The sequence below is a fragment of the Phyllobacterium trifolii genome (assembly GCF_014192095.1).
Lineage (GTDB): Bacteria > Pseudomonadota > Alphaproteobacteria > Rhizobiales > Rhizobiaceae > Phyllobacterium > Phyllobacterium trifolii.
This window is the reverse complement of the sequence record NZ_JACHXN010000011.1, coordinates 90,575-115,561: the sequence shown is the minus strand read 5'-3', so window position 1 is coordinate 115,561 and position 24,987 is coordinate 90,575. Positions and strand designations below refer to the sequence as shown.

Below are 24,987 nucleotides of genomic sequence, written 5' to 3'. Positions count from 1 at the left end.
TGTTGCGAACATTTTTGTGCACTGTGTTAGGAGAGATATGATGACAGTGAATTTCAGCGGTCTAAGTGTTGCCAACAAGGGGCAGGTTATCGACTGCGGAGGCGATTTCACGAAAACACTGTTGACTTACGTCCGCGACAATCCCATCGGGTTGTCGCGTGGCATGAATTACCGTGGCAGGACCATTCGTGGAACCGTCACCGGCAACACAATCGTCATCACCAGCATCTGATTTGTCGGAAAGGCCCCAGTCTCGTTGCTTAGCGCCGTACAGCGGCGGAGGAGCATGGCAATCGCTTCCGCAGTCGACCACTTATCGAACGGTACAAGGGCAGTGACTTTGAGATTTGTACGGACAGCATCGGCGCGCGCCGATAATTCAACCAATCGCCTCCGATGCCCAAAGCACTCGTACGTTTGGATCCAGCCTGCGGGCCAGTCGCAAACGAAGCTTTCGGACGTATCGGCATCGAGACGGAGATGATTTTCCTATGGCATGCCGGATTAGTCAGCGCCAACGCGAGCGAGACGGAACCAGTTAAAATTCTCGCTGTTTCCGTCATCGACAACGATGAAACCCAGCTGACGAACCTGACAAAGAACGCGTCATGCCTGCAGCTCCTCCCCTCGAACCGCGCCGCAAAGATGGCACGTTCTAGGTGAGTTCAAGTAAAATCACAAAAGTAGGGACACGGCTTGAGGTGTTATCCCGATTTTAGGTCGTGGACTGACCTTGCTCGTGAATTGCCACCGAGGCTGTCTAGTTACTTTGGCTACCTCGTTCCGCAGTGATGGTGGCTTGTGATGGCTGCTTTTAGGCTGCATAGTCCGGGATTGAACGCAACGGGAGGATTTTATGGGCGGGAAAAGACTGGTGGCAGGAGCTACGGAACATAATATCGGCGGCGCTGGAGCCGGTGCAGCAGTAACTGCGACCGTTCAACCACCTTCAGGAGTTAATATGGCACAGGCCACTGTGAACGTAACGACTGCAGGAGGTGGCAATACCAACGCACAATTGCAGTTTCCGGGACAACCGAGAAGATTTACAGCTGTAACCAGTTTCAACAACGTCGGACCGGCCGATGTTCTTATAACCTGGTAACAGACCAGCGCCCCTTTTACGGAGGCGGCAATTGTGGTGCGGCGACATTGGTTGCCTGTTCCGCGTATCGCGGCGTATCAGTCGATATGCACTTCCGCCGATATTTCGTAGTCGGAAGGTTCATATGACCGAGCCCCTCACGTGAAGGCTTGGATTCGTTTATTTCAGAGAGACACAACATGGTCAGATCCACTGCGGACCTAGCTGTCCATATAGTACCCCAACCTTGACGCAGCGCGTCACTACTCGGTTACCGATGCTCAGCGGTGTTCGCTAGCGCTCCTTCGGAGCCATTCCAAAGCGGGCCATCTTTTCCCACAATGTCGTTCTCGAAATGGCCAGCAGGGTTGCGGCTTTCGAAATCTGGCCACCCGTTTGACCGAGCGCGCGCTCGATCTGCCGCTTTTCCGCCGCATCCCGGACGTCAGACAAGGGAGTGAAGCCCGTTGATGCCTTTGCGTCGCTGCCCTCTGGGAACAGATCGGCCGGCATGATCCATTCACCGCGGGCCAAAGCAGCAGCGCGCTCGACCCTATTGCGGAGTTCACGCACGTTTCCAGGCCACGGATGAGAGATAGCTGCGTCCTCGGCCAAGGAGCTGAAGCCGCGGATATCGGTATCGGTTCGTTGGGTTGCCTCATCAAGGAAATGATCCATCAATCCGATGATATCGTCCAAGCGTTCCCGCAATGGGGGAATCTCCACCGGAAGGACAGAAATTCTGAAATAGAGATCGTCGCGGAAATGGTTGCTCGGTGATTTGACGTTCAAGGTTCGGTGGGTCGCAGATACAATTCGGGCGTTGAACTGTACCGTCGCCTCGCCGCCGACACGCGTGAAGGTCCTCTGTTCAATCAACCTGAGCAGCTTGGCCTGAAGCCCCACCGACATGTCGCCAATTTCGTCGAGGAACAGTATCCCATTTCCTGCTCGCTCAGCGTAACCCAGGTGTCGCTGGGTCGCTCCTGTAAATGCACCTTTCTCGTGACCGAAGAGTTCGCTTTCCATCAGTTCGGCGGGAATGGCAGCGCAGTTGACCGCGACGAACGGTTCGTTTGCGCGGTTGGAGACATCGTGGAGAAATCGCGCGGCCACCTCCTTGCCCACGCCTGTTTCTCCCGTGATGAGGACCGGAAGATCGTTGTTGGCATAGCGGCTCAATATACTGGCCACATTTCGCATGGCTGAGCTGATGCCAAGCGCGGTTGGGTCCGCCGCCGAGGAATGATGCGGACGGCATCCCGTGCTGATGCGTCTGAGAAAGTCATCCATCGCGAACGGCTTCGTCATGAAATCGACAGCGCCGTAACGCATGAGCCGCACTGCCTGATCGATCTCGCCATAGCCCGTGATAAACATGAAAGGCGGAGTGCCGGATAGTTTGGACAAGCTCTGGAATACAGCTTCTCCGGACACGTCCGGCAACTGGATGTCACAGATGACCAGATCCAATGTCAGCGGCTGTGTCTCGATGGCGGCAATGGCTTCATTGCCCGATTTCCACCAGATTACGTTCCAGCCCTCGAGTTCCAGTCGCTGGACAATGGACTCGCCCATGATCGGATCGTCTTCGACAAGCCCAATTCGGGCGAAATCAGGCAGCATTTGCATGCGCAACGGTTCCCTGTTGATGGAAGACAAGACAAATTCTGGTGCCGGTCGAAAGGCGCTCGATAGTGGCAGATCCTCCGAGTTCGATTAATATCTGCCGAATGACCCAAAGACCCAATCCTTGCCCCGGGTTCATTTGATTCCTAAGATCAAGGTTGGTCAACATCGGTGATAGAGCATCGCTGATGCCGGCCCCCTCGTCCGTCACCTCGATCTTCAGGGATTCCGAGTTTGACGTAGCCCCAAAAGACACGCAGCCCTTTTCCGGCGTTGCTGCAATCGCATTCAGCATGAGATTAAGCGCAGCCTGTCGGATGGGACCGGCCGGCACGGAAAAGGTCCCGTCAAAATCGACCTCCCAAACGAGCTCCTGTTGTTTGCGCCGAAGTTCCGGCAAAGCCAATATTTGAATGTCGTTGAGGTCGTCGCGGCTGAGCCTGGTCTGGGACCGTTCGTATTTGTAGGTAGCCAGCATCGCCTTCACCACGTCCCGGATCCCGATTAGACCTCGTTCTATTAGCACAAGTGAGGTTTCCCGCACGCCCGGTTTCGACCCATGGGTTTTGAGCGTGTCGATCGCGTTGAACAGCCCACCCAGCGGGTTGTTGATCTCATGTGCCATCGAGGAGGACAGCCTGCCCAGGCTCGCCAGTTTTTCCTCTTCCGCCAGCCGGCGTGCGAAATCGCGCTGCTCGTGCTCCGACTTGACCAGTTCATTGAAACGATGGAAGAGCCGCGACACTTCAGGATCGCCTTTGGGAATCTCGCTGTTGTCGATCAAACTGATCATGCCCCCGGAGGAGTTCCGCATGTGGTTCTCGAGCGTCCGAATGGGCCGGATCATATAGCTCACCAGCCAGAAGCCGCCCGCTGCGAAAAGGCCCGCCAGGACACCGTTGGTGATGAGCAGCGTGACGAGGACATTCCGCCGCTCGCCCATCAGATGGGATACGTCGAGAATTGTGAAGATCGTCCCGACCTTCTGCCCCTGATAGAGCAGGTCTCGCCGCACGAACCCTTCCATCGTTTTTTGGTTCACCTCGACCATGCGGGAGCGGAACTGGTCCAAGAACTCCTGCGGCAATTGCGAAAACGACGGGCGGTTCGCGGGATGGTTGGATGCGATAACGCTCCCGTCGGATCCCGTGACGATGGTTTCCTTCAAATCGAGCGAGGCGTAACTGGAAGCCGATCTGTCGAGAACGTCGAAAACTTCCCAGACATCGCCCCGCATAATCGACGGCAGGATCGAGGCGCTCACTCCGTCCAGATAACTCTCGACCAGCCCTTGAAGGTTTCGCTCCTGCATTTCCGACAATCGCCTCAGCACCTGGTCGGAGATCACCGCACTTATAATGATCATCAACAGGGCGACCAGCAGCGGCACTCTCAAAGCGACCCGGCTCGACGTCACCCGGTGGAGCCACGTCGTCACGTTGCGGCTCTCACGATCGCCATCTTCGCGGCGATTTTATCGAACAGCGCTTCGTCCTCAACAGCAAAACCATCCAACTTCAGCATGCTTAAGATCATCCTGCCCTGTTCATCAGTCTTCATATCAACCAAGGCGGCTCTCAGCTTTGCAATTCGGGCATCTGAAGCCAGCAGCTTCGGCGACGCGATGGGAGGAAAGCCCAGCCACTCAGAACGACGCACAATCTTGGTTTGGTTGACCAACTCCGGTTCGAGCTGGCGCATGACCTCCCACACGTAACCGTCAACGCTGCCCGATTGTGCGAGACCGCGCGCAACTGCGCGAATGACGTTCCTATGGCCGTAAGTGAAGAAATAACGTGAAAAGAAGTTGCCTTTTCCCAATCCATTTTCCGTCAATAAAGCTTGCGTGACCAAGTACCCTGAGTTCGAATCCGGATCGGAGTAGGCATGGATATCACCACGCAACTGTTTCCAGTCGTCCACCTTCCGATCGTGCTCTGCAATGATGTACGACTGGTACAACGGTTTGCCTCGCCAAATCGGTGTCGCGACAAGGTCGAGAGCGGAGCGGAACTGAACAAACGGATAGCCGCATATCCATGCGGAATGGATCTGGCCGGAGACCAATAGTGCAGTGATCTCTTGGTAGGTCCTCCGCGTGACCAACTCGACCGGAGCGTTGAGTCTCGCCGAAAGATAAAGCTGCAGATTTCGCAGAAGTTCGAGGTCGTTTGAGAGGAAGACTGGAGTCAAGCCGAAGCGGAACGTATCCGCTTGGGCACGGAGCACTGCGGGAAAAGCCAAGGCGGCGATCGCGGTGAGACTACCCAAAACTATTGACCGCCTCGCAATGAGGCCAGTCCGTTTGTAACGGAGCTTTTCTGCGGGCATGCTTCCTCCCTGGAACGACCCTCAGCGCACATTACCCGATGCCACGAATAATTTCGCCGATATTTTGCAGCAGCGATTTCGGCGTCTACAGCAGAGATACTAACCACTAGGCGGCGGCTTCGTGCTCCTGCTGTGCTGCAGGACCACACTTCCTTCGCCGCATCGACGCCGACCTTCGCGAAAATTGCCGTCAGGGCCGCAAATCCCGCCGCAAGTAGCGCCCAGAGCGGCCAACTTGCCAGTAAGCTCTTCATGCTCAGCTCCTTTGTCCGCTGAAGCGGATCATCGACAATCCAATAAAAAGGCCTACCATCAACGCGACAAGGGACAGCGCCACGTAGACGGCCGCCATTCCCCATTGTCCGCGCTCCCACAGACTGACTGCATCGAGGGAGAAAGTCGAAAACGTTGTGAAGCCGCCAAGAAGTCCGGTCGTCATGAACAGGCGGAGTTCCTGTGGTAGGCCGGAGCGCACCACGAAGAACTCGGTCAGCAATCCCATGATGACAGAGCCGAGAACATTGACCGTCAAAGTGCCGAAGGGAAAGCCATAGCCGAATAGCCGCGCGGCTCCAGTGTTGACCGCATGGCGCAAGACGCCGCCGATGCCCGCTCCAAAGAATACGACGAGGTAGATCATTCCCATCTCCTCAAAGCGCAGCTTTCCTCAACGCATCTTCCGTGGCGATCTCGTGGCCCAGGATATCCCAGTGCTCAATGTGTTTGTATATGATCACCTTGTACTTCAGCAGCTCCCCATGCGTGCGGCAGAACTCTTCGAGCTGTTCCCGATCCGCTATGAGTTCGACGCACATGGTCAGGTCCGGATTGGGTATCTCGAAGCCCTCGTCCTGAAGCTTGCCGCTGTTGGAATAGCCGAAATGGGTATGATGAGCGACGGCGTTCATGATGCCAGCGGCCTTGGCCTGCATTACCAGCTCCTGGTAAAGCGGTTTGCCGCCTCCGAACCATCCGTCCTTGCCGACCGCCTTCTCGCGTGGCTTGATGTAGATGCGGACCATCCCGACTTCGCGGGAGGAAAGCTTGTGACTGGTCATGACGAGTGGCCTTTCTTGAAGGTTTGCGGTTGTCCGGATCGGGCGCAGCCTTACGCGGTTTATGAGGTCGCCCATGGCCTGAGCGTTCATGTCGCGCATGTGGCGAACGGAAATGTCCAGGGGAATATCGTTTGCGGCGGCCGTCTTCGGAACGCCGACACGCTGCGAGAGATAGATGCTGGAATGGCCGCTGCAGAGATAGGCGACGAAGCAGGCGACCGCGATATAGACGGAGTCCGTGGCCCCGAACAGTTCGATGCCCATGATCAGGCAGGCGAGCGGCGTATTGGTAGCGCCTGCGAACACCGCCACGAAACCGAGACCCGCAAACAGGTCCGGCGGCGCGCCCAGGACCCCGGCGAGCGCACTTCCGAGTGCCGCGCCGATGAAGAAGAGTGGCGTGACCTCGCCACCCTTGAAGCCTGCGCTCAGGGTGACGATGGTGAACAGCCCTTTCCAGGCCCAGCTCCAGTAGTCGGTATGATCAGGGCGGAAGAACCCAACGATCGTCGCGTCTTCCGGATTGGGAGACCAGACGCCGAGGCCGAGATACTCTGTGGTTCCGAGATAGTAGACCAGGCCAAAAAGGATGGCGCTCGCCAGCACGGGCCGCAGCGGCGCATAAGGCAGGATAGCCTTGTAGGCCGACGAGGCCAGATGCGAGAGTTCCGCGAAGAAGTGCGCGGCCAGCCCGAAGGCGAAGCCTGCAATTACCACCTTGAGCATCAGAAGCGCGTCGAGATGGAAACCGATTCCTTCGCCGACGCCGCCAAGATAGCCGATGGAATACTGGACGTGGCCGATACTCCAGGCATGGCAGGTCCAGTCAGCGACGACAGCCGCGAGCAGCGCGGGAAGCAGCGCCTCGTATTGCATCCGACCTATCGTGAGCACTTCCAGCGCAAAGACCGCACCCGCAATCGGAGTGCCGAAAACCGCGCCAAATCCAGCCGCAATTCCTGCCATCAGCAGTATGCGGATATCGGCAGGCGTTAGCTTGAACACCTTGCCGAAGGCACTGGCAAGGCTGCCGCCAAGCTGGACGGCGGTTCCCTCGCGCCCTGCCGATCCGCCGACCAGATGTGTCAGAACTGTAGTCACCAGGATGAACGGAGCCATGCGCAGCGGCACGCCGCCGCCCGGTTCATGGATCTGATCGACGATGAGATTGTTGCCGCCTTCGGCAGTCTTGCCGAATTTGGCATAGGCCCAGACCATGGCAAAGCCCGCGACCGGCATGAAATAGATCAGCCAGGGGAACTCGAAGCGCAGTTCTGTTGCCCTGTCGAGGCTCCAGAGGAACAGGGCGACGAGCGAGCCAACGGCAATCGCCATCGGAACGACGATGACGATCCAATTTGCAAGACTGCGGATTTGCTGAACACGAAGGCCGAAAATCGAAGCGAGCGTCATGCGTGAGACGCTCCGTCGAATACAGCAATCCAATGGAAAGACGATAGAAAATGAATTTTAGACACGACTCTACTCCTGCGCATGGTTAGCGTTGAGTAGGAGTCATCAGCTTCATCAAGGAAGCAGTTTGGCTTGATGCCCGGCAGAATCCATTACCGCGAGTAATCGATATGTCATCCCCTCCGGGTTTGTCAACGTCTCCCGCATCAGCGCGTCCACAGGCATCTCTACTTCGCCCTCGCGACGATCAACGAGACAACGTGGGGCTGGGACAGCGCTTACATTTCTGTTCATTGTTCGGTGACTAAACGTCTTACTTCTTTCCGCAATCGGGAACCTGTGAGAGGTTATTGGCATGTTCGCACCGTATCAACTTATCCGCGCAGCCAGGGTTGCGCTCGATCTCAGACAAGACGAATTGTCGGAACGGGCCGGCGTCAGCACCCGAGCCGTCCGACAAATTGAGAACGGATACCCGGTTGCCAGAAGCACCATGGAACAGGTGCAGGGTGCGCTAGAAGAAATGGGCGTCACGTTCGTCAGGGGCGGCAAGGGCTATGGCCCGGGCATGCGATTGCCGACTTCTATCGTCGCGAGGCAGAAATTTAACCCCTGTTGATCGCGATGCGACCGAGCCGACGATGATGGCAACGACCTACTCTTGAATGCTTAAGACTCCAATGTTGCCTATCTACCCCTCAGGATGGAAGCAAGAGCATTAGACTCGTGAAAATTGAACAGATCGGAGTACGTTGTTTGCGTGTCGTCGCTTGTAACCTGAATGTTTCTGACGCCATCTTGCTCAATATCGATCTCCAGCGAAATCTCAAAGGGTTCAGCAGTCTGAAGGTCAATGTTGTTGAATACGGATTTGATTTCTTCCCCAGCGTAATCTTCATCGATTGACGCGATGATTTCGTTCAAGCCTAGATCACCCCAGCGAATGAGCAAGATGACGTCATCTTGCATGAGGCAATGATGCATTTCACCGAAAATAGGTTCAGAAAATAACTTAATCAATTCAGTCCTCCCCGGGCAGACGTTCGTTTCAACAGTTGTACATTCTAGAGATTGTCGAAACAAGCGGCTGACTTCGATGGTGGGCGATCCGATAGAAGCGAACATGGCATCGTGAGATTCCGTGCGGTCGGGAGCACCTCGACGATGAGGGACCCTCCTTGATCCAGGCGTTGTGTGAGCTGCTAAAATGCCTCGCAACGCAATCACGCGTACACGCCATATTCAAGTCGCTCCAAGAAATCTTCGACAAGCCCAGCACCGACTGCCGTTGCCAACAAATCGATGGGACGACGTTGGTTTAGGCCGGTTGTCGGGTGTTCCATCCACCTCTCCGCCTCAGCTTGCGACCCAAACACAACCGTCGCTCTAGAAAGTATTACGGCGAACTTCCACGCGCGACCGCTCTGCGCTTGGTTCAGCGGTTTCGGGGAATACTTGTGCCGCCGAAACGTCAGCAAAGTCATTCCGACGACCTTTTCAAGGACTGCCGTTTTGTGGATGACTGAGAGGTTGTCGATCAAATGGGTCAGAGCCGCAAGGGGCAGTCCCTGCAGGAGCATTTCATGAACGTCGAGCGCTTCATCCAGGGAGTGTTGAAGCACCTTCTTGCCGCCAAGCAGTGCTGTAGCACGGTGCATTTCCACAGCACGGTTACTGTCAGGTTCATTCTTTGCGAAGGCTGCCATCGGTCACTCCGTCATCTGTCGTCTGTTTTCGGACTGCCGACCCCGGAAATCTCAACGGTCCACCGACGTCTAACGCTAGCCACGATATGGTAGTCAAAGTACCGGATCGAATGTGTATCAGCATTAGACAACTACGATATCAATGGTGCGAGTTAAGGCTTCCGGAGAAGACTTCATCACTTATAGTCGCTCGGCGAGCAGGAAGAAGCTGTTGATCCGTGGTGCCGTGATCCTGACGCAGCCGATAACGGATCGCCAAAGCAATGGAGTCGGGCCGCCCCGGCATTCGGCATCCTCGTCTGGCCACTCTTGTCTTTCAGCATCGGATGCGACGTCCACCGGGTTGCCCAGTAGTCAGAACGTTTAGGAGACGATCAGACCATCAAGCGTCTTGCCCAGGATCGCACCCTCCAGGGTTTCATGCACCAGAAGCATATCAGCCAGTCCCTTCACCGCGTCCTTGTTTCGTCCAATCAGTTCCTTGGCGATCTGGTAACAAGCCTCAAGACGCTCGTTCACGGCAAACGCGATGTCCTGACGGCCCGCCAGCAGGCTGAATGGCTCGATTGATCCGAGGTATATCAGCGAGTTTTGCGAATTGAAGCCGTATGACGTTTCCAACGTACAGGCCAGTTCCGTGGCTTTCGCCAGATCACTTTCGAGGCCGCCCCCCGACCCGCGGCTTACGCTTCCCAAAATCATCTCCTCGGCCGCGCGTCCCGCCAAACAGATGACGATTTTATCGCTGATCGATTGGAGAGTGAGATCCTCTATGCTGCTGTCGTTTGCCCTTAAATAGGCCCTGCCATCCTTTCCATTGAGGGTGATTGTCGTTATCGCTTTGTTACCCAACGCGAGACAAGCAATGGCATGCCCTGCTTCGTGGACGGCGGAAATCTGCTGCGACACAGGTTGCCGTTTTGGTTTGCCCTTGACTAACATCGCCTCCACGTCGGCGAAAACCAACCGTCGTTTGTCGCGGCGCGCGACCCCTCGGGCTTCGCGGACAATTCGTTCGATATCTGCACCCGTCATTCCGCTGGCCAAGCTCGCCAGCCGTCTAATACCTACCCCCTGGCGATAAAGGTCTTGGGCATTCGGATTTTGTTCGACACTATTGCCAGGAGAGAGATCTGGCTCATTCGGGATATCTCCAGAAACATGAAACCGCAGAATTTCAGCGAGCGCGTCGATGTCAGGCAAAGGAATCGTGACTTGTTTTTCAAGCCGACCCGATCGAAGCAAGGCTGGGTCGATCGCGTCCGGCTTGTTCGTCGCCCCGACAATAATAACGCCTGTGGATTTCACCGTACCGTCGAGGAGCTCCAACAGCCGGGTGATGACATTGTTCCAAAAGTCGGATGACTCCTTATCACCGGATCGGCGACCGCCAATGCCATCGGTTTCGTCGATGAACAGAATGCAGGGCGCTGCGGATTTTGCCTCGACAAACGCTGCTCGCATTCGCTCCAGCACATCGCCGAGATGTCCCGCTTCCAGCCAGATGCCGACCGACGTTGCATAGAGTGGAATGCCGAGAGAATTGGTCAACGCCTTGGCGAAGAGTGTCTTTCCTGTTCCCGGTGGTCCGCACAGGAGAATCCTTGATAACAAATCAGTCCAAGGAACTTGTCCTGCTTGCCACTGGTCAAGATCTTTCTTCAGATTCATTGCCCAGGTTTTCGCGTCACCGTATCCGGCCAAGGTTTCGATGGTGGGAACGGCATCGTTTGCGTCTGATCCTAGCTGGGGTTGAATGATCTCCGATCCGGAATGGATTGGCTTTCTATGGTTGCCCGTGAATACTTGTCCGGTTTTCGGGATTTGCGCAGGTCCCGAAGTCCCCGATGAATCTGATTTCAGAGGTCCATCGCCGGCGCGGGAAAGGGCAAGTTCTTTCAAGATTGCCATTGCGCGATCGGGTGCGATGCCCGGGCGGATCGCCAGCGCCAGATCGGATAATGTCAACAATGTGGAAGATCGGTCGCCCAATGCCTCATGCGTCGGCATCCCCAGTACGAAGCCAATTGTGTCGTGGACAATGGAAGCCGTGAGAGGGCCCGTCGCCAAACACAGGTGCGAAGCCGGAAGCATGCGTTCCGGCAGTAGTGCTGTTGCTTCCGTCACGCCAAGGACTGGCACGCCAAGTTCTGCGGCCCTACCAAGTTGCCAGTCGGCGAGCTCCGCATATTTCGGATCGGTTTCACTGCCAAGGAACGTGATCACCAGCCGCTTGTTTGCTACCTCTTTAGGGAACACGAACTCGCCGCGCTTGCCTATCGTGGTTCCATCGAAAGTCACGACCGATGGAGGCCCGAAAATCCCGCGTTTCAGCAGCGAAATGAAACTTCGCTCGAATCCTTCGACGCCGCCGAAAACGCCCACAATGAGTCCTGGTTCTGAAAGCATTGCGGTAAGCTGAGTGAATGGGAGACCTAACTTTTCGATCGTCTCGGTAACCAGAAGGATCGTTGCGACATCGACAGGACTCAGCAATCGCCCGGCAGTACGAATGCGGTGAAGGACGGAAGCGTTTTGGGCCGACAGTCCGTATTCCGGCTGCGATCCTCTCCGCTTCACAATTGTTGACATATTTCCAGTTTGGTCATCCCGCCCATGCGATCCCGGGCGGTAGCCCGTAAGTTTTTTGGTTCCGACATCGGGCTCGATCCAAGTGCCTGTCCAGGCTTGACTATCCAGCAATTCAAGTTCGTCAAGTTCCCGAGCCGCCACGCATTTATTTTGATTGGCATTGAAGCCACCGAGGAGCGATTCTAACTTGCGCAATCCTGCCTCTGGAACCGCCGTGCAGGAATGGAAGAAACGCACTTTGAATCCCTCGACGAATTTGTCTTCCTCTTGAATGAACCCGGCATCGATCGTGACCTGGATTGACCGGTGCCAAGCCTCGTGGCGCAAACGTGCCATCACGTAACGGAACAGTCGGTTTTCCATTTCGAATCCTTGAGAACTGAATTTATTGAAGCGGTCCACCATCGTCGATTTTTCGGCCCAGCCGGTACCAGCGCGACTGGGTCCGGGCCAAACTGGCGCTTTCCGAAAAGAGCACGAGATCGGACGTAATGATCGGTCTACCTTCGCCGGTGAGCTTTGGGTGGCCGGTGGAAAGCCCCATCAGGCAGGGCACGGTTCTGCTTGCGAGTTGCCAATAGTCAAGCAAGGGAGCGTCAATTGAGTCCAGGCTCTTACAGAGGCGCGCAAGTGAAACCCTCCACAAATCGTCGATCAGTTGCTCATATCGTTGGATTTCCTGTCCAACGGCATTCATATCCGTCTCACCCTTGTTGAGTCCAAACAGAAGCATTGCTGAATCCTTTCGTTCAATTTGGTCGTGCACATCGTTGGAAAAATCTGAATGACCATCTACGAACCCAGCATGCGTCAGACCGAAGCGAGATGAGCGCATCCCGCAGTTCTAGAACGGAGCGTCGGCGAGCATGCTCAGGCTGGTTGCCTAGCGAAAAAGACAACGGATCACGGCGTAAGGATTCGAGTCGTTTGAGTTCGACGCTCAAGACCGAGGGATCAGTAAGGGTGGCACCAAATTGAACGGCCATTCGTCACCTCCGTGTTGGGGCTTCGATTTAGATCCTACGAATCAACCCATCAGACATAGACCGAAGAATTCATTCAGATATGCATTCAGTACGTGATTCGCTCCAAAAAGTCCATTGTATATGCATTATGCATATTTGTTGACATCGCATTCAAAGGATTCGCCATATGCCTTCATGGATTCCACACATGAGATAATGATGTCTCTCAGAGCCGCGCGTGCCCTCTTAGGGATTACTCAAGATGAATTGGCGGAACGCACGGGTGTTGGTCGCAACATCCTTCAACGAATCGAGAATGGAAAATCGGTACCGACTGCTCAAATTGACGTCATTCGATCCTACATGGAAAAGCGCGGCATCGTTTTTCTGGAATCGTCCGTAGAGCATGGACCAGGAGTCGCACTTCGAAGACTTCAGGCACCGCTTTAAAGGCTGAAGGTTGGATACCCTTTTGAGCGGTGTAAGCACTCGACAATGTATAGAGTTGAAAAGGCAATGGACTTATTGAATCCGCGAAGCACGTCCAGGGTGGATTTCAATAGGGCGTTAAATTTTTCGAGGGCGATTCAAAGGATGGTCTCGGCTAATTGCCGATCTGCTCCAAACTATTAGCTATCTGGCGCAACATACTTGCTGCATCCAGGAATTTCCCCTCACCCAATAACCTGTCCGCCGTCGCGAGATCTCCACTGTGTTTGATGCGTTTGCCAAGTTGACGGGTTAACTGCTGGAGCGATCGTTCTCGGCTCTCGGTAGAACGAGGTTCGATCTTGCCATCTTTTGTTATACGGCGCTGCAAAATCTCATTCAGATATGGACGCAAAGACACTAGGTGTGTATGCCCCATCAACTGCTGCGCCATAGTTAAGATTGTTTCCTGCCAACTCGACATTGAATCGACGCTTTGACCGGTTTCAGCTAACAGATCCAATTGCCGCTCAATGACTTCCGTGATGTAACGCGCACGCAGCCGATGAATATTAGCTTTTTCAATTTCAGCCTCACGGAAAAACTTTCCGCAAATTCTGGTTGCACTGTCCGTCGTGAGGACGCCTCCTTTCTCCGAAAGGAACACGAAATCCTCCTCTCCGGACATCTTCCGGACTCTCGTGGCCACAATCTTTGCCCGCTCTTCGTCGTGATACGCGAAGTCAAGCGTTCGCAGCACCAGATCGGCCGGTACCCGGAGCTGACTCGGGCCTCGATTTTTGCGCAGCACAGTTATTTCTACGTAGCGCGGACCGTCGTCACCCCAAAGGTCCCCCAGCTCCGCTTCAGAGGGAAGATCACTAATCTTCACCTGCAGTACTTCACTGACGCGTGCACCGGTCTCCAAAGGCCACGACATAATGAGGCTGTTGCGTGCGCTATTTCGCGCATGCGATTCCGTTCTAAGGAAGAGACGCTCAATTTCTATTGGAGTAGGCGTGTGCCGCATACCATAGCTACTGTGGTTGCCTGGTTCGATCAGGGTAGAGACCCAACGAATGTAGGTCTGACCATGTGGCCCGTTTGTCAGTATTTGACTGCTTGATATCGGGAAATCATAATCCCTCATATCGTCCGCATATTCATGCTTCGAAGCGAGCTGGACATGGTTCTTCAGACGTCCCTGCGTTTCCGCCCACACAAAAAAGTTGTAGACGGTCGAGATGCAATCATTTCGGCGGCGCAGTTCCGTGTCGGCATTTGTCATCGTGTTCTGCCAGGCCAATAGTACATCGTCGTTGACGCGGTCGTATGCCAAGCCCTGGGCCCGCTGGATGCGCCGAAAAATCCGGAGTTTTTTAGCTACCTCTTCGGCGCTCGAATAGGCTTGCTTCCTTATTACGACAAGATAGCGCAGATAGTCGGAAACCCATTCATCCAGATGATCATGCCAAATCAAAGTCGGTATAACGTAAACGCGGCCTTGAATGGACGCTTCCGACGGCAGAATGATACCGTTGATCTTTCTTTTGAATGGGACCACATTAGCATCGCCATGTAGTTTGTGGGTTTCGTTTCGAAACTCTTCATCAAAATTCATAAGATGCTCTCGTTCCCACTGAGCCAATCTGCTGTGCAGGCCGAACCCGTCAGTTCTGAAGGTGCGCGGCCCATCTTTTCGGCAAACCACTGCCTTAGGCGGAAATGGTACACAGGAGCACCTACGCGGTTGCGTGTTCTCAGGCCCCCGTGAAAGCGTTTCAAAAGTTGACGGTTCTGGAGCGCAGCCGGGGGCGTGGCTGCTCTGGACATCATTCGACTACTCGTAGGGGATTGCTTTTGTTGCTTAGCTCCCGCTTTAACTTCGCTAAGCTTTGCGCCAGCTGTTGATTTTCCTGATTAAGCCTCTTTGAATCTTGTCGCTCAACAACGAGATCACGCTGGATACTCTCCAAAGCAAATCTCGTTTCGTGCCATTGCTTGGTGATTTGCTTCAGCATCTCCTTGTACTGCCGCGATTCATCCTCTGCAGCGAGACGCCTCGCCTTTTGGGACTTATAGACTCTGGGGGAAATATTCTTTGGGGGTCCAAGCTTTTTGATAAGTGCATTAATTTCTCTAACAGCGGCACCATAAACTGGATGGGTAGTGGTAAAGTCTCGCTTCGAACCAACTTTAACTATTCCAAGTGACTCGTTGCTCCAATTCCGCGCCTGGTTAAGGGATTTCGGGTAATCGACACCCGAGGGGACCCCGGCAACAGCCCATTTACTGAACAAGTCCCTCAAGGAGGTCAGACGATCGGCGACGGAAGATGTGCAAGTGTTCATTTTCAAATTCTGCGGTTGCCTCGACATCGCTCTGCCCTCACCTGATCCCCAGACTTCCACGGAACGCGCTCAATTGTACGATATTGGCAGCTTGTAGCTCGCCAAATATCGTATACTCATGATTGTCCGCCACCCTCATCGCCTGCAGTTCCTCGTCGATGTAGGCCAAATTCTCTGCGGCGATCAGCGCCCAAGGACAGCTCGGGCAGACTGTCGGACCGGCGGCTGAAAAATCGGGCCCGATGGCATTCGCTTCAAATCCGGCAATTTTTCTGCACGCCGCCTTGTGACAGCCGTGAAGGTTGTGGGGGCAACTGCACGTGACCCAGGGTTTGGGGGTAAGGACGAGCTGGTTCTTTTTCATCGACCGCATAACGATCCTGGCCATGCGTTCCGGAACGATGATTATATTGTCGGAGAACTTCTGTTTGAGCCGCTGGACAAGTTTGGTTAGTCGGTCCCCCATTGGGCCCGTGTAAACCGTACGCCCATCTACTAGATCCCGAGCAATCTCGATCTGAAAATTCCATATTTCTCTCGTCCAGACGCGCGCGTTGTCAGGGTCCAAAGTGACGTAGTCGTTCGTCATCTGGAGATTGAAATGCCTTAGATGATGGGCCAAAGTTTCCTTCTTGCCTTTGTAACGATAAATAAAGAGAACAGCAAAGAACCTCCGGAACTGGCGCGTGGTCCAGTGCCACGGAAGTGTCTCGTTTTTCTCGTTAGTGTATTCATGGGCACCGACGAGTTTTGCGAAGTCGTTGAGTCTGCTCTCAGGCTTAAGCGATGTCCGTCGCCTCGCAACCGGATCAAGATATTCAAAGAGACTCATCCCGGGGTCTTCGAAATTACCAGTATCCAATGAACAGAGTATCTGTACTGCGCGGGCCACAATAGAAGGTATCGGTATCCATGTGCGTCGGCGATCCGTCTTCTCGATGTAGACCTTCATCCACCATCCGTAATCGTTGTTGCCGGCGATGCAGTCCCGCTCAAGCATCTTGATCTCCTCACGCCGGCGAGCAGTGAAAGCTGCAATCAGGATGTAGCAAGCGGTAACGAACGTTTCGATGCGAGCACGCATCGCTTGAGCTTCTGGTCTCTTCGACGTTTCGCGATTATCGACGTCAAGAAGAGTCTTATAGCCTGTTTGGATAGATTCGCATTGGGTCGCCACTATCCGCACACTCTCTTCCAGAAGCGTGAGAACCAGGTCAGGGGGAGCAATTGGGGTCCGTTCAGTCGTGCTGCCAAGGTCTTCGGCTTTTTTCGCAGGTCCCTCGGGAAAGGGCCGAAAGCCGATAGTTGGGGCCACTATGAAATGTCGGAGCGCATAAAGCGCGTCAAACAGCATAGTAACAAGTTGGATGTTTTGGATCGTGATTGGCCGCTCCTTCATGTCGGCCACTGAGGCGAGAAGCTTTCCGTTCAACCTTGCCGTGGCGACTAGAAGCTCGGATTTGATCTCCTTCCTAGCCCAGGTGGACGGAAGGTGGAATGCAGTGATAGCCTCCCTCAAGTCCAACTCTTCATTTTTTATCAATGAACGTGGCACGTGTTGCCACGTCTGATATTCTGCAAGCTTCTCCTTCAAACTTTTCGATGCTCGCGTCAGTCCGTCTACTCCGAATGCGGCGTCCTCGCAGATCAATTCAATATCGACTGCCGTAAGATCAGCAAAGGAACTGAAACCACGAGCGGTGAGGCCGTAACAAGCCCGTATGATTGCATCACCGTACTGCTTGTGGCGATATGCGTCGTCTATCCTGGTGTAGTTCCCCGCCCGGATCCAGAACAACAGTTCTTTCGCGCTCGCGCATAGATCCCTGTGCTCGATCAACGAGCGGCCATCGGCCATCCTGACATCGAACGAGACGGTTTCATCTTTTCCTTCGCCCGCACCGTCAGCAACAACCCAGATGTGGTCTGCATATGCAGATCGCAACCAACTTCGCGTGCGATCCTCCAGTTGGATTGCGGAGGAGTGCTTGGCATTCAACGCGTGACTAAGTTTGACCGGCATCAGAATAACCTCATTGGTTGGAAACCTGGGGTGGCCATTGTCAACGCGGCCAGCTCCGAGGCGGCGCGCCAAACCTGTCGGTGGGACGAACGCATTTTTACCTCAATGGCATCCACAAAGCACAACCAGGGAAGCCAAACGGCCGCCCATCTCTCAGGATGATCCCGTATCCAATCCCCTTCGACGGCGCGAAGGGAATGCTGCCAAATTTGTAAGATTGCGATATCTTCCTTCCTTGCAATCACGATGAGTTGTGGACAGTCGTTCCAACAATCGACCGATTTGCAAAGGCTGCCCTCATTGCCTGGCCGCCCCATCCGATTGGCGCATATGGTCCCCAAGCCAGTCTTCATCACGGCTTCGATCCTGCGCTCGAACCCCGCGGGGGACACGCCAAGAAGCTCATGCGCCTCTTTTACATTTCGGATGACAGCTGTTTCGAGGGAGTGCATGAAATGCCGAATGTTAACGTCATGGAGAAACTGATAAGGCAGCTTGTTTGTGTATTCCTGATTCACGTTTTCGGTGTGCTGCCCGATTGCGATCGAAAGCCGGGTACGCCCATCGGTTTCCAGTGCCGCTTTTAGTAAGATGGATGGTCGAAGCATATTTGGCGTGATGCGAAGTTCTGACAACTCGGGGATAGAAGCGATCAGACGCTTGAACTCGCTTCGATAAGTCCATTCCTCAAGTAGTTTGAAGCCGTCGCCCTTGCCGCCATTGCAAATGAAGAGCTGGGACGCCTGCGGTCCTTTTATGATCCGCCTAACTTTTTCGAAGGCCTGTTTTAGCCACTTCATTCCTACAATTGCCTGACCTCGATCTTCCAGTATGGAAAATATTGGTTTGCCCCTTGCCCTTGATTTGTACCCGGTAACTTTGCTGTGGTGCGGCTCTTCGGAAGTTTCGAGACAGTCATGATATAGACCGCGGCCAACCGAAATGTTGCTGCCTGATGCCAAGAGATAGAGAGTCAATGTTGCGGAAACCGCCTCAGAGGAAGGCGTCAGATAGGATTGGAGCAATCGTACTCCTCCGTACTCCAACGCCCGTTTGCTAAAAAATTGTCCCACGTCACTGTGAGAGACTCGGTAAGTTGGATAGAGATAACCATAGCGCTGAGCCACAACGGCCAAAAGATTCGCGATCCCTTGGTCCGGATGGGTACTCCCAGACGGAAAGTGCTGTCGCATCAATGCTAGGCGATCATGCTTATTGATACTGGTGCTGCGAAGCAGTTTTTCCCAATCAGCACCCGGATCGCGACCGCGCCCAAGTAGCGATCTGCCAACCTCCAAAGTTCGACGCGCTGACGCGACAATCCGCGCAGCGGCGGTTTCGATCGCCTTCAGGCGGCGGTCGAGGATGCGAATAATAACCCTTGCCGGATCTTCGCCTGCGGTGAACTGCTCTGTCTGCAATTCTAATCGGAGAACGCGGCTGAAATCGCTCTGATCTTCTGAGGCAATTTCAACCTCATACAGTTTTGCTGCTTGCTCCAGCATAGAAGTCGCAAAGTGCAGATAATCATCAACATGAGACTCAGAGCGTTTACGACTTGAACTTGGTGTGAGTTCGGCTATCGAACGGAGGTGGTGCTTGTGGTCCTTACGAAATTTGATGAGGGGCAAGCTAAGGACCGGAACAACGCCGTCGTTGCTCAGATGCTTGATTACAGCATTGGTGGAGGACACATTCGAGTTTCGGCTGAGCACGTTCTTGTAATGGGCGGCGAGATGGTCGCGATATTCTTGTGTTACGATTGTCCACTCACGCATGAGAGTTTTGGGAGAGACATAAGCGTTTAATCCATCGCGTAAACTGCGACATGCGGTCGAGCTACCGCTCGCCAAGAAAGCGAAGAGCTTGAGAAGTGAGGCAAAGTGCTTCTTGGCCGATGGCTTCCCTTTAGTGCGGAAGGCGCGTTCAAAGCTGGCCTTCATCCGTAGTACAAGTTTGAATGGCCAGCCCTGTTCTGTGAAGACGATGAATTTGAAAATCTGGCCGCCTATTGTGCAGATTAGAGGATCGAGTTCGCGCTGTTTCTGGAGTGCGTTCTCTGCCGCAATGATCATTTCGATATAAGGCGATCGAGCTGCGGTACCAAGCGGCAGGTTCAAAGCCCTCTCTATGGCCTTCCTATTTATGGTGCGCCCGTCTTTCCCCACAGGTGGATTCCGAAGCAGAGCTTTCAATTTGTTCAAATTTGCCGCGACGGCGCTATGTTGATAAAAGGTGTCCCGCACAAGCTGGTCATATTCATTGACAAGCTCAGCAACCCTCGGATAGCGAAGCAAAGCCAAACTGTTTTTTGGAAAATCAAACTGTTGGAACAGTTGGCCACGACTGATTTTTCCGTCGCGTATTTCAAGCGACCCGTCTGCAAGAGCTTCATCCAGCCATAGGCGCATAGCTGGTATTTTTTTTTCGTGGACGGACTCCTTGCCACCGATCGCTTTTTCGTAATCCTTAATGATTGTCAGATACGGAACCATCGCGCCTTTATGCACACCAGTTCGTTCGGCAAGCACTTTCCGGCTGATATTTCCCCCTCTGCTTCGCTTGATCCAACCAGCGGTGATTTGACGGTTCAGCACGTCCACGATCGTTGCGGCATTACTTTTCGACGGATAGTGCTGATGCTTTGAAAGTTCCGGATAGAGCGCGATTACATCATTGCCCGCTTTGTCGAGTGGCCCTTTCAAGTGCGGATTGGCACCAAATCGAAGATTGGGAACCGTTTCCAATGGTTCCACAATGAACAGGATCGCCTCATAGTCGGTTAGTATCTCACGCTCAAGGGTGATTGCCGATTCGGATACGCCAAGTATATCAGCAAAATTCTTCCTGCTTATTTTGGTTGGTGATCGTCGGCTCCTCGGAACTCGCCCGCGCTCAATGCACTGGTTCAACTCGGCGACAAGACGTGCTCTTATAAACTCTTCACGATAGGACTGATGTTTTGCGAGTGATGGGAACCGCGTTTCAATTCCCACTACGCCATGCGGCAGAGTTGCAGAAGATGTCGTTTCCGCCTTCGAGAGGTTTTCACTTCTAGTATGTGCTGCTCTAGCCGGTACAGCTGTGACAGACGGATCGGCCCCACTTAAAGGAGGGGGTGAATTAGGTTTCTTCCCCGACGGCAGCTTTAATGAAATTTGTCGCTGGTGATCAAGTTCGCTCTCTTCTGGTGGAGCGATATCAACCGTTCCGCATGGATTTGCATTTTCTCCGGACTTCTTTCTGGACATTTGAATCACCACCTGCGCTTGAACAAGTGCGACGATGAAACAAGGCAGCATCTCCGATCAAGATAGGCCGAAAATGGGAAATTCGGGTCAATCGGCCGAAAAACGCGGTCCTCCAAGGACTCGATACCGCTAAAAAGGATTCATTTGCGGTACTAGCCAAGGGAGTCCTTAAACTGGACTCTCAATTTTTTTTTGCTGCAAGACCCAAAACTGTGGATAACTTTTTGAGTTGACGTCCTCAGGTTGTAAAATCAAGTCAATGGACGAGTAGCTCACCACGAGTATACGAATCAGAACTCCTGAAGTTGGGGACTTCTGTGCTTTCAGTTTGAAATCGTGGTTATTCAGACTACAGACGGTTTCACGAGATTGTCTCGAAGTGCGTCCATCGGGACGTCGTTCTCGACCAGTTGGCCGGGAAGTTGCCGGAATGCCCCGGCGCTGCTCAACCTCGATCTCTACGAGGCTCTCACCGAAGTCAAGGGATTTCGCCGAGCAGATGTACGAGTTCAGTTGCAGCTAAATAAGACTTAATGTGTCAGTGATGCAATGCCACCGGATATCAGCCTCTATTGACGGCACCACCATGATGAAGCGAAGGTCAATGCGTCTGTTCGCATCTCTTCCGGACAGAGCATCGTTTGTTTGGATTGGCCGACCTTCTCCATATCCAGCAACGGACAGACCAAGCTGACCTTGTCTGTTCGCATAGAACACCAGATCAGGTTCTTGTTGCGTCATCAGGCCATAGATTGAAGCTGCTCGCTTCGCACTGTGGTCCATATTAAGATTGTCCCCACCAAGATGTCCCTCGACCTGAAGGGCATCGATTAGGGCATAAGCATCGTTGCATTCAGTGCTAAATGCAGCCTGCAGGCCAAGAGAATAAGCATCCCAGCCTCTTGTCGAGTATTTGAGCTATTAACCTCATTCTCGTTGCCCCGGTAGAGGTCGGGATATCGCGTCCGGATTGGAAAACCCCGCACCCGACAACTGCAGAGCATCGAAGTTGGCACTTATCGGGACATCCAACCCCTTTATCGACCGTCGATTTCATCTCGCAGTCCGCTAAGGAGTTTCTTTCGTGTTTCTGCAACCGCGGAATTGTAATTCTCCATTGGGCTACCCAGCGTCAAATGAAAACGTTGTCCAATACTTCTGCCTGAGTAGGGGTTATATGTCCCATTTATAAATCGTCGCCATCCACTGAAAACGCTCACGCGCGTGCCAGCCCTACTTTTATGTTGTGAACCGTCCAACGGTGCAGCGAAGCTGACAGAGTTTGGAGAAATACCTCTGCCCTGTGGAGGCTGCACCTTCCGCGTTTTGTCGCAGAACCGCAAGGCGCGTCATCAAGTGTTTTCAGAAACCGTTCCGTGCGCCGGAAATCTCACCCCTGCCCGACTTTCTCGCTCTTTTCGCTTCCCGCGCTTCCGGACCACGGAATCCCTTATTTTTAGCGCCTGCCGTCTCTCTGCCTATTCCGCGTGAAAGACCCAGCGATCGTTTAAACTCGCGTTGCGGGTCATCAATTTGAGCGAAGCACCTTGTTGGCAACGATTTAGACTGCGACAGGTGCTTCAATCGGGGGATATGGATCGTAATCCGTGACTTCAAAATCTTCGATGCGATAGTCGTCGATCGAGGCGGGATGCCTCAGAAGACGCAGCTTCGGAAAGGGGCGAGGCTCACGGCTGAGTATCGTCCGAGCCAAATCAATATGATTGAGGTAGAGATGCACATCGCCTCCAACCCACACCAACTCTCCCGGAGTCATATCGACCTGCTGGGCGACCATATGCACGAGAGCAGCTTGCTGGGCGATGTTGAATGGGTTTCCCAAACCAACGTCACAGGATCTTTGCCCAACCAGCAAGGAGAGCTCACCGCGAGATCCACCCCCCAGGGCATCTCTCCCTTCATCAAGCTTACTCGCATAGAACTGGTACGTCATATGGCAAGGGCTAAGGGCCATCTGATCCAGTTCCCCAACATTCCAAGCGTGAAACAACATCCGGCGGCTCGTGGGATTCGACTTCAACGTCTGAATGACATTCGCAATCTGATCGTGCTCAATACCATGAGTATCGACCCACCTACGCCATTGTTTGCCGTAGACGGGTCCAAGGTCACCCCATTTGGCAGCAAACGCTTCATCCGAGATTATCGTGGATTCAAATTCTTCCTGTGAAATGTTTTCACCGGTGGCTTTCCGATATTTATCTAATGGCCAGTCAGTCCATATCCGTACGTTATCCTCTAACAGCGATCGGATGTTCGTTTGGCCCGTAAGGAACCACAGCATCTCCTTTATCGCAGTTTTCCAATATACGCGTTTGGTCGTGTAGACTGGAAAGCTTCCATCCGTCAGATCGAAACGCATCACTGCCCCAAATGTCGAAAGGGTTCCGACTCCCGTCCGATCAATTCGTCGGTCCCCTCTTTCAAGTAGATGCTCGAGAAGGTCTAGATACTGGTATTCGGGGTGACGGGCCATTCGAAATCCCTGTTGTCCAAAAAGATAGTCCGACAGTAACAAGAGTGCGGCGCTAAGCTAACACCAATCGTGAACATTGAGGTACTGGTACCACTGAAAAACGCTTGAATATCTTTCCAATACAGGCACTTAAAGCAAAAGGTACACGTCGCATGTCGGAAAAGAAGGGTACCCCCAGGAAAATATCCGCCGACCGCTGGTAGAGCTGGCACGAGAGCTTGCCATCGGCCACATAGAACTGGAACAGGCAATGGCAGGGCGGCAGCGCCATCTCATCGACCAAGGCCGGATTCCATGCCGAGACGATCAAACGTCTTGAATGAGGATTCTTGCGTATCTGATTCAAAAGATTCGCAATCTGGTCGATATGCCGGCCATCCGGAGCCGGCCATGAGCGCCATTGAGCACCGTAGACGGGACCGAGGTCGCCGTTCTCGTCGGCCCACTCGTCCCAGATCGTGACGCCGTTTTCCTTGAGATAAGCGACGTTCGTGTCGCCCCTCAGGAACCACAGAAGTTCATAAATGATGGATTTCAGATGCAGCTTTTTCGTCGTCAGCATCGGAAAACCGGCTGCCAGATCGAAACGCATCTGATAGCCGAAAACGGACCGCGTACCGGTACCGGTGCGGTCGCCGCGATCGGCGCCCGTATCGAGCACATGCTGAAGAAGATCGAGATAAGTGCGCATAATTTCTTTTAGCAGATTCGGGCTACGAAACACTTAAACTTGTGCGTGATCCACAGGACCGCGCCAATGAAATTCATGCACGCAATGAAAAATCCCCGGTGATTCGCCGGGGATGATTCGGATTTGCCGATTAAAATGGTCAGAGCTTGCCGAGTGCGCCGAGGGCCTTGGCGGTCAGGTAATAAAAGGTAACGCGGCTTTTTGAGCTGTCCGCCTTCATGGCCGTGCACACGGATTCGATGGCGGCATCGGCCTTGGCCGTATCTGTGAGACCGAGCTTCTTTTCGACCCAATTGGTGCGAACACGCTTCAATTCGTCCGGATCTGTGCAGGAAACCAGCGAAGAATCCCTGTTGCGCAGAGCAATTCCGAGATGTTTGACGATTTTCGCGACAGTCGCTTCATCGGCAGCCGCATCGTAATGACGAACATCCTTTAGATAGTCACTCATCGAAAAATCCCCTGATTGCTAGGCTCAATGCGTGGCATTGCAACCTCCCTGACAATGAAGACATCGCACAAACTGGCAGATGCATGAGGCGATGGCTCTCTAGACACCCTCGAAACATTCCCCAGCATCAGTTCCAAGTCAATCCACTCTTTCAATTCGGCTAAACAGCTCTTATATAAGGACTGCTGGCTTCGGCCAGCTATGGTGATAAACGGACGATGTAATAAGCTTATTGGACCCGGGGGCGGTACCCGGCGCCTCCACCACAACGCAGCTGGTTTCGCTGCTTTGTGGCGGGGGCGAAATAGGATCGACAAGAGTGTAAAGATCGAACTTTTGCCCGGCATTGTACCACCGTTATCGGGCTAACCTAGTAGTTGCAAACGACAACTATGCGGAAGCACGTCTCGCCGCTTAATGCGGTGCGATAGCTTCAAATCAAGTCCTAGGGGTTCGCACTTCTAGGCGGGGTTCGGAGGCACCTGGCAACAGAAGCCTTCACTTCTCCCCTCCCAT

General features: G+C 53.7%; 18 protein-coding genes, 1 other RNA gene, 2 pseudogenes and 1 riboswitch. Of the genes and pseudogenes, 4 read left to right on the top strand and 17 right to left on the bottom strand.

Annotated features, from left to right (window positions below; genetic code table 11):
• Positions 1–37 precede the first annotated feature (37 nt).
• Positions 38–232, top strand: a complete 195-nt coding sequence (locus FHS21_RS17445) for a hypothetical protein (protein ID WP_183663329.1) — start codon at positions 38–40, stop codon at positions 230–232.
• 1,146 nt (positions 233–1,378) lie between these two features.
• Here FHS21_RS17445 and FHS21_RS17440 read toward each other — a convergent pair.
• The 6 genes and pseudogenes from FHS21_RS17440 to FHS21_RS17420 form a co-directional block, all read right to left on the bottom strand.
• Positions 1,379–2,710: a sigma-54-dependent transcriptional regulator gene (locus FHS21_RS17440; protein WP_183663507.1), complete on the bottom strand. Its 1,332-nt coding sequence runs from the start codon at positions 2,708–2,710 to the stop codon at positions 1,379–1,381.
• On the bottom strand, positions 2,700–4,151 hold the full coding sequence (locus FHS21_RS31375; protein ID WP_183663327.1) for a sensor histidine kinase: 1,452 nt from the start codon (positions 4,149–4,151) through the stop codon (positions 2,700–2,702). Before FHS21_RS31375 ends, FHS21_RS17440 begins: the two co-directional genes overlap by 11 nt.
• Positions 4,148–5,044, bottom strand: coding sequence for a substrate-binding domain-containing protein (locus FHS21_RS17430; protein ID WP_183663325.1), 897 nt, complete (start codon positions 5,042–5,044; stop codon positions 4,148–4,150). The genes FHS21_RS31375 and FHS21_RS17430 overlap by 4 nt, the downstream gene beginning before the upstream one ends.
• Before the next feature lie 161 nt (positions 5,045–5,205).
• A pseudogene (locus FHS21_RS30740) lies at positions 5,206–5,298 on the bottom strand (EamA family transporter); the annotation flags it as partial.
• Between the two features lie 2 nt (positions 5,299–5,300).
• On the bottom strand, positions 5,301–5,684 hold the full coding sequence (gene crcB / locus FHS21_RS17425) for a fluoride efflux transporter CrcB (protein WP_183663323.1): 384 nt from the start codon (positions 5,682–5,684) through the stop codon (positions 5,301–5,303).
• A 10-nt stretch (positions 5,685–5,694) separates the two neighbouring features.
• A complete protein-coding gene (locus tag FHS21_RS17420; protein WP_183663321.1) occupies positions 5,695–7,515 on the bottom strand; it encodes a DUF190 domain-containing protein in 1,821 nt (606 codons plus the stop codon).
• A gap of 89 nt (positions 7,516–7,604) precedes the next feature.
• A riboswitch (Fluoride riboswitch) is annotated at positions 7,605–7,681 on the bottom strand.
• Between the two features lie 189 nt (positions 7,682–7,870).
• Here FHS21_RS17420 and FHS21_RS17415 point away from each other — a divergent pair.
• Complete coding sequence (locus FHS21_RS17415) at positions 7,871–8,134, top strand: helix-turn-helix domain-containing protein (protein ID WP_183663319.1); 264 nt, start codon at positions 7,871–7,873, stop codon at positions 8,132–8,134.
• 68 nt (positions 8,135–8,202) lie between these two features.
• Here the strand turns inward: FHS21_RS17415 and FHS21_RS17410 are convergent, their stop codons facing one another.
• The 4 genes from FHS21_RS17410 to FHS21_RS17395 all read right to left on the bottom strand — a co-directional run bounded on the left by FHS21_RS17410 (position 8,203) and on the right by FHS21_RS17395 (position 12,546).
• On the bottom strand, positions 8,203–8,640 hold the full coding sequence (locus FHS21_RS17410) for a hypothetical protein (RefSeq protein ID WP_183663317.1): 438 nt from the start codon (positions 8,638–8,640) through the stop codon (positions 8,203–8,205).
• 98 nt (positions 8,641–8,738) lie between these two features.
• Positions 8,739–9,221 carry an Xre family toxin-antitoxin system antitoxin gene (locus tag FHS21_RS17405; RefSeq protein WP_183663315.1) on the bottom strand — a complete coding sequence of 161 codons (483 nt, stop codon included), beginning with the start codon at positions 9,219–9,221 and terminating at the stop codon, positions 8,739–8,741.
• 363 nt (positions 9,222–9,584) lie between these two features.
• A complete protein-coding gene (locus tag FHS21_RS17400; RefSeq protein ID WP_183663313.1) occupies positions 9,585–12,176 on the bottom strand; it encodes an AAA family ATPase in 2,592 nt (863 codons plus the stop codon).
• A 22-nt stretch (positions 12,177–12,198) separates the two neighbouring features.
• Positions 12,199–12,546: a DUF6634 family protein gene (locus tag FHS21_RS17395; protein WP_183663311.1), complete on the bottom strand. Its 348-nt coding sequence runs from the start codon at positions 12,544–12,546 to the stop codon at positions 12,199–12,201.
• A 373-nt stretch (positions 12,547–12,919) separates the two neighbouring features.
• Here FHS21_RS17395 and FHS21_RS17390 point away from each other — a divergent pair, with 373 nt between their 5' ends.
• Complete coding sequence (locus FHS21_RS17390) at positions 12,920–13,228, top strand: helix-turn-helix domain-containing protein (RefSeq protein WP_312879894.1); 309 nt, start codon at positions 12,920–12,922, stop codon at positions 13,226–13,228.
• Positions 13,229–13,382: 154 nt separating this feature from the next.
• Here FHS21_RS17390 and FHS21_RS17385 read toward each other — a convergent pair whose 3' ends face one another.
• The 7 genes and pseudogenes from FHS21_RS17385 to FHS21_RS17355 form a co-directional block, all read right to left on the bottom strand.
• Positions 13,383–14,828: a tyrosine-type recombinase/integrase gene (locus FHS21_RS17385; protein ID WP_183663307.1), complete on the bottom strand. Its 1,446-nt coding sequence runs from the start codon at positions 14,826–14,828 to the stop codon at positions 13,383–13,385.
• 211 nt (positions 14,829–15,039) lie between these two features.
• Positions 15,040–15,558 (bottom strand): hypothetical protein, encoded by a 519-nt coding sequence (locus tag FHS21_RS17380; RefSeq protein WP_210283557.1) that lies wholly within the window; start codon positions 15,556–15,558, stop codon positions 15,040–15,042.
• A 37-nt stretch (positions 15,559–15,595) separates the two neighbouring features.
• Positions 15,596–17,581, bottom strand: a complete 1,986-nt coding sequence (locus FHS21_RS17375; RefSeq protein WP_183663303.1) for a site-specific integrase — start codon at positions 17,579–17,581, stop codon at positions 15,596–15,598.
• On the bottom strand, positions 17,581–20,832 hold the full coding sequence (locus FHS21_RS17370; RefSeq protein WP_183663301.1) for a hypothetical protein: 3,252 nt from the start codon (positions 20,830–20,832) through the stop codon (positions 17,581–17,583). Before FHS21_RS17370 ends, FHS21_RS17375 begins: the two co-directional genes overlap by 1 nt.
• Positions 20,833–22,393: 1,561 nt before the next feature.
• A complete protein-coding gene (thyA, locus tag FHS21_RS17365; protein ID WP_183663299.1) occupies positions 22,394–23,329 on the bottom strand; it encodes a thymidylate synthase in 936 nt (311 codons plus the stop codon).
• Positions 23,330–23,492: 163 nt separating this feature from the next.
• Positions 23,493–24,020: pseudogene (locus FHS21_RS17360) on the bottom strand (thymidylate synthase); the annotation flags it as partial.
• Between the two features lie 139 nt (positions 24,021–24,159).
• On the bottom strand, positions 24,160–24,471 hold the full coding sequence (locus FHS21_RS17355) for a DUF2853 family protein (RefSeq protein ID WP_183663297.1): 312 nt from the start codon (positions 24,469–24,471) through the stop codon (positions 24,160–24,162).
• A gap of 145 nt (positions 24,472–24,616) precedes the next feature.
• On the opposite strand from FHS21_RS17355, the gene ssrA reads away from it, so the two are divergent.
• Positions 24,617–24,974, top strand: a transfer-messenger RNA (tmRNA) gene (gene ssrA, locus FHS21_RS17350).
• Positions 24,975–24,987: the final 13 nt, after the last annotated feature.